Source organism: Mesorhizobium sp. B2-4-6 (genome assembly GCF_006442775.1).
GTDB lineage: Bacteria > Pseudomonadota > Alphaproteobacteria > Rhizobiales > Rhizobiaceae > Mesorhizobium.
The window spans coordinates 160,168-171,691 of sequence record NZ_VFVI01000004.1; the positions used below are offsets into that span (position 1 = coordinate 160,168).

Genomic DNA, 11,524 nt, shown 5'->3' on the forward strand with positions numbered 1-11,524 from the left:
GATGGACGAGAACGCCTCCGCCCGCCTCACGCGCCGCGCGCTGACCGTCGCGCACCGTGTCGGCCTGTTCATCGCCATGCTGCTTATCTGCCTGCCGGGCATCTGGATCGTTCTGTCGTCGCTCAGGCCCACGGTCGAGATCATGGCCAAGCCGCCGGTCTGGATCCCGCAGGAACTCTCCTTCGATGCCTATGTCGCGATGTTCAGCGGCATCGGCAAGGGCGGCATCCCGGTGCTCGACTATTTCCGCAATTCGCTGATCATCTCGGTCACCTCGACGGTGATCGCGGTGGCCATCGGCATGGCCGGCGGCTACGCCTTCGCGCGTTACCGGTTCCGCGGCAAGTCGGGCATGTTCCTCGGCCTGATGCTGACGCGCACCGTGCCCGGCATCGCGCTCTCGCTGCCCTTGTTCTTCCTCTATGTGCGGCTGGGCATCATCGACACCCACATCGGCATGATCCTCGCTTATGTCGCGCTCAACGTGCCGTTCACGATCTGGCTGATCGACGGCTTCTTCCGACAGGTGCCGAAGGACCTTGCCGAAGCAGCCCAGATCGACGGCTGCACGCGCTGGCAAGCCTTCTGGCAGGTCGAATTCCCGTTGGCGCGTCCGGGCATCGCCTCGGCCGCGATCTTCGCCTTCCTCACCTGCTGGAACGAGTTCGCTCTGGCTTCGCAGCTTACCCGCTCCGTCAACTCCAAGACGCTGCCCGTCGGGCTGCTCGACTACACGGCCGAGTTCACCATCGACTGGCGCGGCATGTGCGCGCTGGCCGTGGTGATGATCATCCCGGCGCTGACCCTCACCTACATCGTCCAGAAACATCTTGTCGGCGGTCTCACCTCCGGCGCGGTGAAAGGTTGACTTCATGGCAACGGTTTCGCTGAAAAAGCTCACCAAGCGCTACGGCAACATGGAGATCGTGCACGGCATCGATCTGGACATCGCCGACCGCGAATTCATCGCGCTGGTCGGTCCGTCCGGCTGTGGCAAGTCGACGACCTTGCGCATGATCGCTGGTCTCGAAGATATCAGCGGCGGCACGATCGACATCGGCGGCCGCGTGGTCAACGACCTGGCGCCGCGCTCGCGCAACATCTCCATGGTGTTCCAGTCCTACGCGCTCTACCCGCATATGACGGTGCGCGAGAACCTCGGCTTCTCCTTGAAGATCGCGGGTGCGGCCAAGGACGACATGGACCGGCGCGTTGCCGAAGCCTCCGCCATCCTCGGCCTCGACGAACTGCTCGAGCGCCGCCCCTCGCAGCTCTCCGGCGGCCAGCGCCAGCGCGTCGCCATGGGCCGTGCCATCGTGCGCGATCCCGATGTCTTCCTGTTCGACGAGCCGCTCTCCAACCTCGATGCCAAGCTGCGCACGCAGATGCGCACCGAGATCAAGAAGCTGCACGCCAAGGTCAAGTCGACGGTGATCTACGTTACCCACGACCAGGTCGAGGCGATGACGCTCGCGGACCGCATCGTCATCATGCGCTCTGGTTACATCGAGCAGGTCGGCACGCCGGATGAGGTGTTCAGCCGACCCGCGACCCACTTCGTCGCCGGGTTCATCGGATCGCCGCCGATGAACCTGCACGAGGCGACGGTGAGCGATGGCAAGCTTGTGTTCAGCGGCGGCGACAGCCTGCCGCTGCCCGGCCAGTTCAAGTCGAAGACGGCGGCCGGCGACAGGGTCGTGTTCGGTATTCGTCCAGACGACTTCTATCCGACCGGTCACGGCCTGAGCTCCGGCGGCGAAACAGAAGTCCACCGCGTCGAGCTGCCGGTCAGCATCACCGAACCGCTCGGCAACGAAACGCTGGTCTTCGCCGAGTTCAACGGCGCCGACTGGGTGTCGCGCATGCTCAATCCGAAACCGTTGAAAACGGGCGACCGGATCGGCATGAGCTTCGATCTGAGCCGCGCGCATCTGTTCTCCGCCGAAACCGGCAAGTCGCTGAGGAACTGACATGGCAAAAATCGAGAAAATCGAACTGCGCATGGTCGACCTCGTGCCGAAGGTGAAGCGCACGGACGCGATCCAGAGTTTCGTCAGCCAGGAGACGCCGATCGTCACCATCACCGATTCCGATGGCGCGTCGGGCACCGGCTACAGTTATACGATCGGCACCGGCGGCTCCTCGGTGATGCGGCTTCTCGCCGATCATCTCGCGCCGCGCCTGATCGGCCGTGACGCCGACCAGATCGAGGCGATCTGGCACGATCTCGAATTCGCCACCCACGCCACCACCATCGGCGCCATCACCGCGATCGCGCTGGCCGCGATCGACACGGCGCTTTGGGATCTGCGGGCGAGAAAACAGAACCTGCCGCTCTGGAAGCTTGCCGGCGGCGCCAAGGACCGCTGCCCGCTCTACACCACCGAGGGGGGCTGGCTGCATATCGAGAAGGCCGCACTTGTCGACGACGCGCTTGCCGCAAAGGCCAGGGGCTTCACCGGCTCGAAGGTCAAGATCGGCAAGCCGCACGGCTCCGAGGACGTCGCGCGGCTCTCGGCCGTGCGCAAGGCGGTCGGCGACGGCTACGAGATCATGACCGACTGCAACCAGGGCTTTTCCGTCGACGAAGCGATCCGCCGCGCCGAGCGGCTGCGCGAGCTCGACCTCGCCTGGATCGAGGAGCCGCTGCCGGCCGACGACATAGACGGCCATGTGCGGCTGTCGAATTCGACGCCGACGCCGATCGCCGTCGGCGAATCGCTCTATTCCATCAGGCACTTTCGCGAGTACATGCAGAAAGGCGGCTGCAACATCGTCCAGGTCGATGTCGGCCGCATCGGCGGCATCACCCCCTGGCTGAAAGTGGCCCATGCGGCCGAGGCTTTCGATATGCCGGTCTGCCCGCATTTCCTGATGGAGTTGCATGTCAGTCTGGTCTGCGCCATCCAGAACGGCAAATATGTCGAGTATATTCCGCAGCTCGATGAGTTGACGGGCGCTAAGATGCGCATCGAGGACGGTCATGCGCTGGCGCCCAGCGAACCCGGCATCGGCATCGACTGGGACTGGGACGCGGTGAAGGCAAGGAGCATCGCCGAATTCACCACGGCGATCGTGAAATAGGGAGGCGGATATGCAGCGCATGGGAATGGTGCTGGGCTTGAAGCCCGAGAAGGTCGAGGAATATGTCCGCCTGCACGCTGCTGTGTGGCCTGACGTTCTCGCCATGATCTCGGCCTGCAACATCAAGAACTATTCGATCTATCTGAAGCGGCCAGAGAACCTTTTGTTCTCCTATTTCGAATATCACGGCACCGATTACGCCACCGATATGGCCAAGATGGCTGCCGATCCCAAGACCCAGGAATGGTGGTCGGTCTGCATGCCTTGCCAGGAGCCGCTGCCGACCCGCAAGGAAGGCGAGTGGTGGGCGTCGATGGACGAGGTCTTCCATCATGACTGATGCCTTCGATCCGGCATCGCTGGCGCAGTCCTGGCCGAAACCGTCGAAGCCGCGTCCGATCGTCACCTTCGGCGCCGGCTCGATCGTCGGCGACGCGCATTTTCCCGCCTACCGCAAGGGCGGCTTCCCGATTTCCGGCCTCTACGATCCGGACCAGGCCAAGGCGCGGAAGCTCGCCGACAAGTGGGGCGTCACGGCGTTCCACTCGGTCGAGGAAGCAGCGGCCGTCAGGGACGCGATCTTCGACCTCGCCACCCCGCCGGGCCGGCATGCAGAGGTGCTGAAGGCCCTGCCGGACGGCGCAGTGGCGCTGATCCAGAAGCCTATGGGCAACTACCTCGGCGAGACGACCGAGATCCTCGAAATCTGCCGCGCCAAGCACCTGAAGGCCGCCGTGAACTTCCAGCTTCGCTTCGCGCCGATGATGCTGGCGCTGAAGGATGCCATCGCCAAGGGCTGGCTGGGCGAGGTCGTTGATTTCGACGCGCTTCTGGCGCTCGACACACCCTGGCAGCTATGGGAATTCCTGCTCAAGGCGCCGCGTGTCGAGATCGCCATGCATTCGATCCATTATCTCGACCTGATCCGCCAGCTTCTCGGCAATCCTTTGGGTGTGCATGCCAAGACGCTTGGCCATCCCAATCACAAGGTCGCACAGACCCGCACCAGCGCCATCCTTGACTATGGCGACACCGTGCGTTGCGGACTCTCCATCAATCATGACCACAAATTCGGCCGCCGCTACCAGGCCTGCGAGTTCCGCATCTGCGGCACCGAAGGCGCGGCTTACGTCAAGCTCGGCCTCAATCTCGACTATCCGCGCGGCGAGCCCGATATTCTGGAAATCCATCCCAGGGGCGGGTCGGATTGGGTCAGCGTGCCGCTCGCCGGCGAATGGTTCCCCGATGCCTTCGTCGGCCGCATGGCCAATGTCCAGCGTTTTGCTTCCGGCGAGGACGCCGAGCTTGTCAGCTCCGTCGAGGACGCCTGGCACACCATGGCGCTGGTCGAAGCCGCCTATAAATCGAGTGCCGCGCCGGCGACGCCGCTGGCCGCAAAGCCGTAGAAGCGCGTCATGGAACAGACCACTTATTTCGAGGACTATGAGATCGGCTCGTCGCGCCTCACCAGTGGCCGCACCATCACCGAGACCGATTTCGTCGTCCATGCCGGCCACACCGGCGACTTCTTTCCGCATCACATGGACGCCGAGTTCATGAAGACGACGCCTTTCGGCCAGCGCATCGCGCATGGCACGCTGGTCTTCTCGGTCGGTGTCGGCCTGACGGCGAGCGTCATCAATCCCGCCGCCTTCTCCTATGGCTATGACCGGCTGCGCTTCATCAAGCCGGTTTTCATCGGCGACACCATCCGCACGCGCACCACCATCGCCGCCAAGGAGGACGACACGAAACGGCCAAACGCCGGACGTGTCATCGAGCGTGTCGAGGTTTTGAACCAGCGCGACGAGGTCGTGCTGGCGGCGGATCACATCTACATCGTCGAGCGACGGCCCGGCTGAAGACGGAGACAAAAGAACATGGCTGATATCACAGGCAAGGTCGTGGTCGTCACGGCGGCCGCGCAGGGCATTGGACGGGCAAGCGTTCTGGCTTTCGCAAAGGCCGGCGCCATCGTCCACGCCACCGACATCAACGAGGCGGCCCTGGCCGAACTTAGCAAGACGCCCGGCATTGCGACGCGAAAACTCGATGTGTTGAACGACGATGCGGTTAAAACCGCCTTTGCCGAAATCGGCCGCGTCGACGTGCTGTTCAACTGCGCCGGCTTCGTCCATGCCGGCTCGATACTGGAGATGAAGGACGAGGACCTCGACTTCGCCTTCAATCTCAACGTGCGCGCCATGATCCGCACCATCCGCGCCGTGCTGCCTGGCATGCTGGAACGCGGCGACGGCTCGATCATCAACATGGCGTCGGTGGCGGGCGCGCCGAAAGGCGTGCCGAACCGCTTTGCTTATGGCGTGACCAAGGCGGCCGTGGTCGGCCTGACCAAGTCGATCGCCGCCGACTATGTCGCCAAGGGCATACGTTGCAACGCCATCTGTCCTGGCACCGTCGAGAGCCCCTCGCTTCAAGGCCGCATGCAGGCGCAGGGCGACTACGAGGCGGCGCGCGCGGCCTTCATCGTCCGCCAGCCGATGGGCAGGATCGGCACGCCCGACGAGATCGCCGACCTCGCTGTCTATCTGGCCGGCGCCTCCTACACGACAGGACAGGCCTATAATATCGACGGCGGCTGGTCGATCTGAGGCCGTTTCGGTAGCCATGTTGAGCGCGGGCGGCAATTCAGTCACGAGGCGGCAATGACGAAAATCACGGACCTCAGAACCTTCGACCTGCGCTTCCCGACATCGCAAAGCCTCGACGGCTCCGACGCGATGAATCCGGATCCGGATTACTCGGCCGCCTATGTCATCCTCGACACCGATGTCCCGTCGCTGAAGGGCCACGGGCTCACCTTCACCATCGGCCGCGGCAATGAGATCTGCTGCGCGGCGATCGAAGCGCTGCGCCACCGCGTCGTCGGGCTCGATCTCGACTGGGTGAAAGAGGACCCCGGCCGTTTCTGGCACCATGTGACCGGCGACAGCCAACTGCGCTGGATCGGCCCGGACAAGGGCGCCATGCATCTCGCCGTCGGCGCGGTGGTCAATGCGGTCTGGGACCTGTGGGCGAAGGAGGCCGGCAAGCCGGTCTGGCGCCTGGTCGCCGAGATGAGCCCCGAGGAGATCGTGCGCATCGTCGATTTCCGCTACCTCACTGACGCGATCACGCCGGCAGAGGCGCTGGCGATCCTGAAGAAGGCCGAGGCCGGCAAGGCCGGGCGCATCGCCGCGCTCGAGCGCGAGGGATATGCCTGCTACACCACCTCGGCCGGCTGGCTCGGCTATCCTGACGACAAGCTCAGGCGTCTTTGCCAGGAAGCAGTGGACGATGGGTTCAATCACATCAAGCTGAAGGTCGGCCGCGACCGCGCCGACGACATCCGCCGTCTCAGGATCGCCCGCGAGGTGATCGGCCCGGACCGCTATCTGATGATAGACGCCAACCAGGTCTGGGAGGTCGACCAGGCGATCGACTGGCTGAAGGACCTGGCCTTCGCCAAGCCCTTCTTCATCGAGGAGCCGACCAGCCCCGACGACGTCGCCGGCCACGCACAGATCCGCAAGGCTGTGGCGCCGATCAAGGTCGCGACCGGCGAGATGTGCCAGAACCGCATCATGTTCAAGCAGTTCATCGCCGGCGGTGCGATCGACGTCGTGCAGATCGATTCCTGCCGCATGGGCGGGCTGAACGAAGTGCTGGCGGTGCTGCTGATCGCCGCCAAGTTCGGTCTGCCGGTCTGGCCGCATGCCGGCGGCGTCGGCCTTTGCGAATATGTCCAGCATCTGTCGATGATCGACTATGTCGCCGTGTCAGGCAGCAAGGACGGACGCGTCATCGAATATGTCGACCATCTGCACGAGCATTTCCTCGAACCCTGCGTGATCCGCGATGCCGCTTATATGCCGCCCCGGGTGCCCGGTTTCTCGATCGAGATGAAGGCTCGGTCGATCGAGGATTACCTGCATCGCGCCTGAAGCATCGGCGCTGCCTTCTCGCGTTGGACGCGGTATCGTCTGCTTCTCGGGCTACGAGGTCGCTCAGGGGGCGTCCACGACCTGACAGCGTGGCTGGTCCCATGCATCGGGCAAAGACGATCAGTTGAAGACGGCCTCGTAGGTGTAGCCCGTCTGGTCGCTCGAGACAGGCACGATGAAGATGTCATGCGAGCATCACGCGGCCAGATCCCGGCTTCCGAGCTGCCTAATCGTTTAGGTTCGAGCGCAAGATAGTCCGGTCATCGGTCAATGCGGTCTTCGGGCGTCACGACGAGCACGCTCGCGGCACGCGACCGGACCGCCGCGAATCGGCTATGCCTGTCGCATGCAGGAAACGTCCCTCTACGAGCCGGTGAAGCGGTTTCTCGAGAGCATGGATTTCGCCGTCAAGGGCGAGATCGGCGGCTGCGACGTGGTCGGCGTCCGCGCGGGCGAGCCGCCGGTTGTCGTCATTTGCGAATTGAAGCTGCAGTTCAACCTCGAGCTCGTCCTGCAAGCCGTCGACCGCGCGGCGGCCTGTGACGAGGTCTGGCTGGCTGCTTTGATGTCGGCGCGCGGCAAGGGCCGCGAGCATGACCGCCGCTTCCGCGCGCTCTGCCGCCGTCTCGGCTTCGGTCTGTTGGGCGTCGGCAGGAAGGGCGAGGTCGAGCTGCTGCTCAGTCCCGCCGCCTTGCCGCCGCGCCGCGATCCCACGCGGCGCTCGCGCCTGGTCGAGGAACATCACCGCCGCAAGGGCGATCCGTCCGTCGGCGGCAGCACGCGCAGGAAGCCGATCATGACCGCTTACCGTCAGGAGGCGCTTGCCTGCGCCGCCGCCATGGCCGACGGCCCGAAACGGCCGCGCGACCTCAAAACCCTTTCGCCGCGCGCCGCGACCATCCTTCAGCATAATTACTACGGCTGGTTCGCCAGGGCAGAGCGCGGCGTCTACGCGCTGACCGAAACCGGCCTCGCCGCGATCCAGCCTGTTGCGGCAGCCCTGTAACTTATCGTTTGGCGGAGATTTGCCGGCTTACCATTAAGCGCGGTTCTCGCGGTGCCTGGCCCGGGTTGCGTCGGCGACACTCCTTCGCCCGCGCTTTCCCTCGTCGATCCCGCGGCCTCGGAAGCATTCCCAACTGCCCGGTTGACTCACCGCTTCGATCATGCAGAAATTGGTTGGACCATTGAACCACTTAGGCTCAGCCGGCGTGACCGATTTCCTGCCTCCCATCCAGACCATGGCCCGCGACGACGCGGTTCTGAAGGCGTTGGTGGGCTTCGTGCGGCAGGAGGCTCTTGGCCCCGGTGAAAAACTCCCGACGGAGCGCATCCTGGCCGAACGCCTCAAGGTCAGCCGCAACACGGTGCGCGAGGCGCTGACGCGCTGGGAAGGCCTCGGTCTCGTCGAACGGCGGCAAGGCTCGGGCACTTATCTCAAGGCCGCCGTCTCGCCCGACATGCTGCACATGCCGCTGACATTGGCCGGCGGCAATGATTTCGCCGGCCTGATGCGCACGCTGGAGATTCGCCGCGCGCTGGAGGCCGAGGCGGCGGCGCTTTGCGCCATTCGCGCCGGCAAGGCCGAGATCGCCGAGATCGAGCGCAAGCTCGACATCATGGAAGAAGCTTTCCGTACCCGCGCCGGCATGTCCTCGGAAGAGGATTGGGAATTCCACCAGGCTGTCTACCGCGCCTCGGGCAATCCGCTCTTCGAGCAGATCATCAGTGCCATGCACGAGCTGTTCCACCGCTTCTGGGAGCATCCGCTCGGCGTGCGCGACTTCGGCCATGCCAGCTTCCCCTATCACCGCACCATCTTCGAGCGCATCGCCGCGCATGATCCCGAGGGCGCCCGCGCCGAGGCGCTGAAGCTCATCGCCACCGTCGAGGACGATCTGAAACGCGGTGCCGCCAACCTCAAGCTTTCGGACCGCAGATGAACGAGCAGCCCAACACCTTCGATCCGGCCTCGATGGCCAGCGACTATCTCGGCGAGGCGGCGACGCTGCTGGCGCATGACGAGCCGTTCCCCGGCGGCGCGGTGGTGCCGCCCATCTACCAGACGTCGCTGTTCACCTTCGCCAGTTACGCCGACATGGCCGACACCTTCGCCGGCAGGAGAAAGCAGCCGATCTATTCGCGCGGCGACAATCCGACGGTGATGGAGTTCGAGGCGCGTGTCGCCGCCTTGGAAGGCGCCGAGGCCGCGCGCGGCTTTTCCAGCGGCATGGCGGCCATCAGCGCCACGCTGCTCGCCTTTGTCGGCGCCGGCGAGCGCATCGTTGCCGTGCGCAACTGCTATGGCGACGCGTACCGGCTGTTCGAGCGCCTGTTCCCGCGCTTGCAAATCAAGGTCGACTATGTCGACGGCGCCGATCCCGACGCGGTTGCCGCGGCACTTCCCGGCGCCAAGCTGCTCTACCTCGAAAGCCCGACCTCGATGCTGTTCGAGCTGCAGGACCTGGAGCATCTGACGCGGCTGGCCAAGGAGCAGGGCATCGTCACCACCATCGACAATTCCTGGGCGACGCCTGTCTTCCAGAAGCCGATCTCGCATGGCGTCGACCTGGTGCTGCATTCGGCCTCGAAATATCTGAGCGGCCACAGCGACACCGTCGCCGGCGTGGTGGCCGGCTCCGCCGCGCATATCAAGCATATCAACGAGCAGACCTATTCCCAGCTCGGCGGCAAGCTGTCGCCCTTCGAAGGCTGGCTCTTGCTGCGCGGGCTGCGCACGCTGCCGCTGCGCTTGCCGCATCACATGAAGAGCGGACTTACGATTGCCGAGCGGCTGAAGGCGCATGGCAAGGTCGAGCGCGTCAACCATCCTGCCTATTCGAACCACCCCGGCAAGAAGACGCTTGCCGGCTATGCCGGGCTGTTCTCCTTCGAGGTCACCGAGGACGTCGACATCCCGGCTTTCGTCGATGCGCTGAAGTTCTTCCGCATCGGCGTCAGCTGGGGCGGCCACGAAAGCCTGGTCGTGCCGGCCAAGGCCTCGCTCGAGCAGACACCGGGCATCAATTCGATGGCGCGCTTCGGCGTCAGCCCCCGAACCATCCGCTTCAATGTCGGATTGGAAAGCGTCGAGGATCTCTGGGCCGACATCGCCCAGGCCTTCGACAAAGCAAAAAAATAACCGAGCGTTCAAAATGGGAGTCCTGAACATGAAAAGACCGACCTTCATGCTTGCCGCCGTCGCCGGCCTGGCGATCTCCGCCAGCGGCGCGCTGGCCGACACCACCATCAAGCTGGTCGAAGTCATCACCAGCCCGCCGCGCACCGAATTCCTGAAGAAGCAGATCGCCGAATTCGAGACCGCCAATCCGGGCATCAAGGTCGAGGTCGTCTCGCTGCCCTGGGGCCAGGCCTTCGAGAAGTTCCTCACCATGGTGCAGGCCGGCGATACGCCCGACGTCGTTGAGATGCCGGAACGCTGGATGGGCCTCTATGCCAACAATGCCCAGCTCGAGGATCTCGGCCCTTACATGGCCAAGTGGGACGACGCCAAGACGCTCGGCGACCGCGCCAAGCAGTTCGGCTCGACCGTCAACAACACGCAGTTCATGATCCCCTACGGCTACTATGTGAACGCGCTGTTCTGGAACAAGAAGCTGTTCAAGGAAGCTGGTCTCGACGGCCCGCCGGCGACGCTCGATGAGTTCGTCGCCGATTCCAAGAAGATCTCGGACATCCCCGGCAAATATGGCTATTGCCTGCGCGGTGGTCCCGGCGCCTTCAACGGCATGCACATGTTCATGAACATCGCCGACGGCAAGGGCGGCTATTTCACCGACGATGGTGTCTCGACCATCAACGACGAAGGCTCGGTCAAGGGTCTGCAGATGCTGGCCGACATGTACAAGAATGGCCTGGCGCCGAAAGATTCCGTGAGCTGGGGCTTCAACGAAACGGTGACCGGCTTCTATTCCGGCACCTGCGCCATGCTCAACCAGGACCCGGACGCGCTGCTCGGCATCGCTGACAAGATGAGCGCCGACGACTTCGCCGTGGCTCCGCTCCCCGTCGGCCCGAGCGGCAAATCCTATCCGACGCTGGGCTATGCCGGCTGGGCGATGTTCGCCAACTCCCAGCACAAGGACGAAGCCTGGAAGCTGATGGCGACGCTTTTGTCGCCGAAGGACAATCTGGAATGGGCCAAGGAAGTCGGCGTCGTGCCGATCCACAACGGCGCCGACCAGGATCCCCACTTCAAGACCGAGCAGTTCAAGGGCTGGTTCACCGAACTCAGCGACAGCTCCAAATATGAAATGGTGACGCCGCCGACGCATCTGGAGAACCTCGGCAACTTCGTCGACCAGGTGGCGATCAAGAATTTTCAGGAAGTGCTGCTCGGCCAGAAGCCGGCCAAGGACGTGGCCGATGAATGGGCCAAGTTCCTGACCAAGGAACAGCAGGACTGGCTGGCGAAAAACAAGAAGTAGGCTTCTTCCTTCTCCCCGTTTACGGGGAGAAGGTGGCCCGAAGGGCCG

Annotated in this window: 12 protein-coding genes; all 12 read left to right on the forward strand. The window is 64.0% G+C overall.

Translation table 11 applies throughout. The features are described 5' to 3' along the window. Nucleotide 1: 1 nt before the first annotated feature. The 12 genes from FJ957_RS13765 (at nucleotide 2) to FJ957_RS13820 (ending at nucleotide 11,476) form a co-directional block, all read left to right on the forward strand. A complete protein-coding gene (locus FJ957_RS13765) occupies nucleotides 2–868 on the forward strand; it encodes a carbohydrate ABC transporter permease (protein ID WP_140832147.1) in 867 nt (288 codons plus the stop codon). 4 nt (nucleotides 869–872) lie between these two features. Then, nucleotides 873–1,970 carry a sn-glycerol-3-phosphate ABC transporter ATP-binding protein UgpC gene (ugpC, locus tag FJ957_RS13770; protein WP_140832149.1) on the forward strand — a complete coding sequence of 366 codons (1,098 nt, stop codon included), beginning with the start codon at nucleotides 873–875 and terminating at the stop codon, nucleotides 1,968–1,970. A gap of 1 nt (nucleotide 1,971) precedes the next feature. After that, nucleotides 1,972–3,084: a mandelate racemase/muconate lactonizing enzyme family protein gene (locus tag FJ957_RS13775; protein WP_140832151.1), complete on the forward strand. Its 1,113-nt coding sequence runs from the start codon at nucleotides 1,972–1,974 to the stop codon at nucleotides 3,082–3,084. A 10-nt stretch (nucleotides 3,085–3,094) separates the two neighbouring features. Further along, entirely contained in the window at nucleotides 3,095–3,424 is a 330-nt protein-coding gene (locus FJ957_RS13780; protein ID WP_140832152.1) for an L-rhamnose mutarotase, read from the forward strand. Next, entirely contained in the window at nucleotides 3,417–4,490 is a 1,074-nt protein-coding gene (locus FJ957_RS13785; protein WP_140832154.1) for a Gfo/Idh/MocA family oxidoreductase, read from the forward strand. Before FJ957_RS13780 ends, FJ957_RS13785 begins: the two co-directional genes overlap by 8 nt. 9 nt (nucleotides 4,491–4,499) lie before the next feature. Next, complete coding sequence (locus FJ957_RS13790; protein ID WP_140782475.1) at nucleotides 4,500–4,946, forward strand: MaoC/PaaZ C-terminal domain-containing protein; 447 nt, start codon at nucleotides 4,500–4,502, stop codon at nucleotides 4,944–4,946. Between the two features lie 18 nt (nucleotides 4,947–4,964). Further along, nucleotides 4,965–5,696, forward strand: a complete 732-nt coding sequence (locus FJ957_RS13795; protein WP_140832156.1) for an SDR family oxidoreductase — start codon at nucleotides 4,965–4,967, stop codon at nucleotides 5,694–5,696. Between the two features lie 54 nt (nucleotides 5,697–5,750). Beyond that, the gene (locus FJ957_RS13800) at nucleotides 5,751–7,028 is read left to right on the forward strand and encodes an L-fuconate dehydratase (RefSeq protein WP_140832158.1); all 1,278 of its coding nucleotides are present in this window, start codon (nucleotides 5,751–5,753) and stop codon (nucleotides 7,026–7,028) included. A gap of 346 nt (nucleotides 7,029–7,374) precedes the next feature. Next, the gene (locus FJ957_RS13805; RefSeq protein ID WP_140832159.1) at nucleotides 7,375–8,034 is read left to right on the forward strand and encodes a DUF2161 family putative PD-(D/E)XK-type phosphodiesterase; all 660 of its coding nucleotides are present in this window, start codon (nucleotides 7,375–7,377) and stop codon (nucleotides 8,032–8,034) included. A gap of 160 nt (nucleotides 8,035–8,194) precedes the next feature. Then, nucleotides 8,195–8,971: a FadR/GntR family transcriptional regulator gene (locus FJ957_RS13810; RefSeq protein ID WP_140832161.1), complete on the forward strand. Its 777-nt coding sequence runs from the start codon at nucleotides 8,195–8,197 to the stop codon at nucleotides 8,969–8,971. Beyond that, on the forward strand, nucleotides 8,968–10,170 hold the full coding sequence (locus FJ957_RS13815; protein ID WP_140832163.1) for a PLP-dependent transferase: 1,203 nt from the start codon (nucleotides 8,968–8,970) through the stop codon (nucleotides 10,168–10,170). Before FJ957_RS13810 ends, FJ957_RS13815 begins: the two co-directional genes overlap by 4 nt. 28 nt (nucleotides 10,171–10,198) lie before the next feature. Continuing rightward, on the forward strand, nucleotides 10,199–11,476 hold the full coding sequence (locus FJ957_RS13820; protein ID WP_140832165.1) for a sugar ABC transporter substrate-binding protein: 1,278 nt from the start codon (nucleotides 10,199–10,201) through the stop codon (nucleotides 11,474–11,476). Nucleotides 11,477–11,524: the final 48 nt, after the last annotated feature.

Coding starts and splice junctions, on each gene's coding strand:
- FJ957_RS13765 (WP_140832147.1), top strand. CDS start 2: ATGGACGAGAACGCCTCCGCCCGCCTCACGCGCCGCGCGCTGACCGTC.
- ugpC (WP_140832149.1), top strand. CDS start 873: ATGGCAACGGTTTCGCTGAAAAAGCTCACCAAGCGCTACGGCAACATG.
- FJ957_RS13775 (WP_140832151.1), top strand. CDS start 1,972: ATGGCAAAAATCGAGAAAATCGAACTGCGCATGGTCGACCTCGTGCCG.
- FJ957_RS13780 (WP_140832152.1), top strand. CDS start 3,095: ATGCAGCGCATGGGAATGGTGCTGGGCTTGAAGCCCGAGAAGGTCGAG.
- FJ957_RS13785 (WP_140832154.1), top strand. CDS start 3,417: ATGACTGATGCCTTCGATCCGGCATCGCTGGCGCAGTCCTGGCCGAAA.
- FJ957_RS13790 (WP_140782475.1), top strand. CDS start 4,500: ATGGAACAGACCACTTATTTCGAGGACTATGAGATCGGCTCGTCGCGC.
- FJ957_RS13795 (WP_140832156.1), top strand. CDS start 4,965: ATGGCTGATATCACAGGCAAGGTCGTGGTCGTCACGGCGGCCGCGCAG.
- FJ957_RS13800 (WP_140832158.1), top strand. CDS start 5,751: ATGACGAAAATCACGGACCTCAGAACCTTCGACCTGCGCTTCCCGACA.
- FJ957_RS13805 (WP_140832159.1), top strand. CDS start 7,375: ATGCAGGAAACGTCCCTCTACGAGCCGGTGAAGCGGTTTCTCGAGAGC.
- FJ957_RS13810 (WP_140832161.1), top strand. CDS start 8,195: ATGCAGAAATTGGTTGGACCATTGAACCACTTAGGCTCAGCCGGCGTG.
- FJ957_RS13815 (WP_140832163.1), top strand. CDS start 8,968: ATGAACGAGCAGCCCAACACCTTCGATCCGGCCTCGATGGCCAGCGAC.
- FJ957_RS13820 (WP_140832165.1), top strand. CDS start 10,199: ATGAAAAGACCGACCTTCATGCTTGCCGCCGTCGCCGGCCTGGCGATC.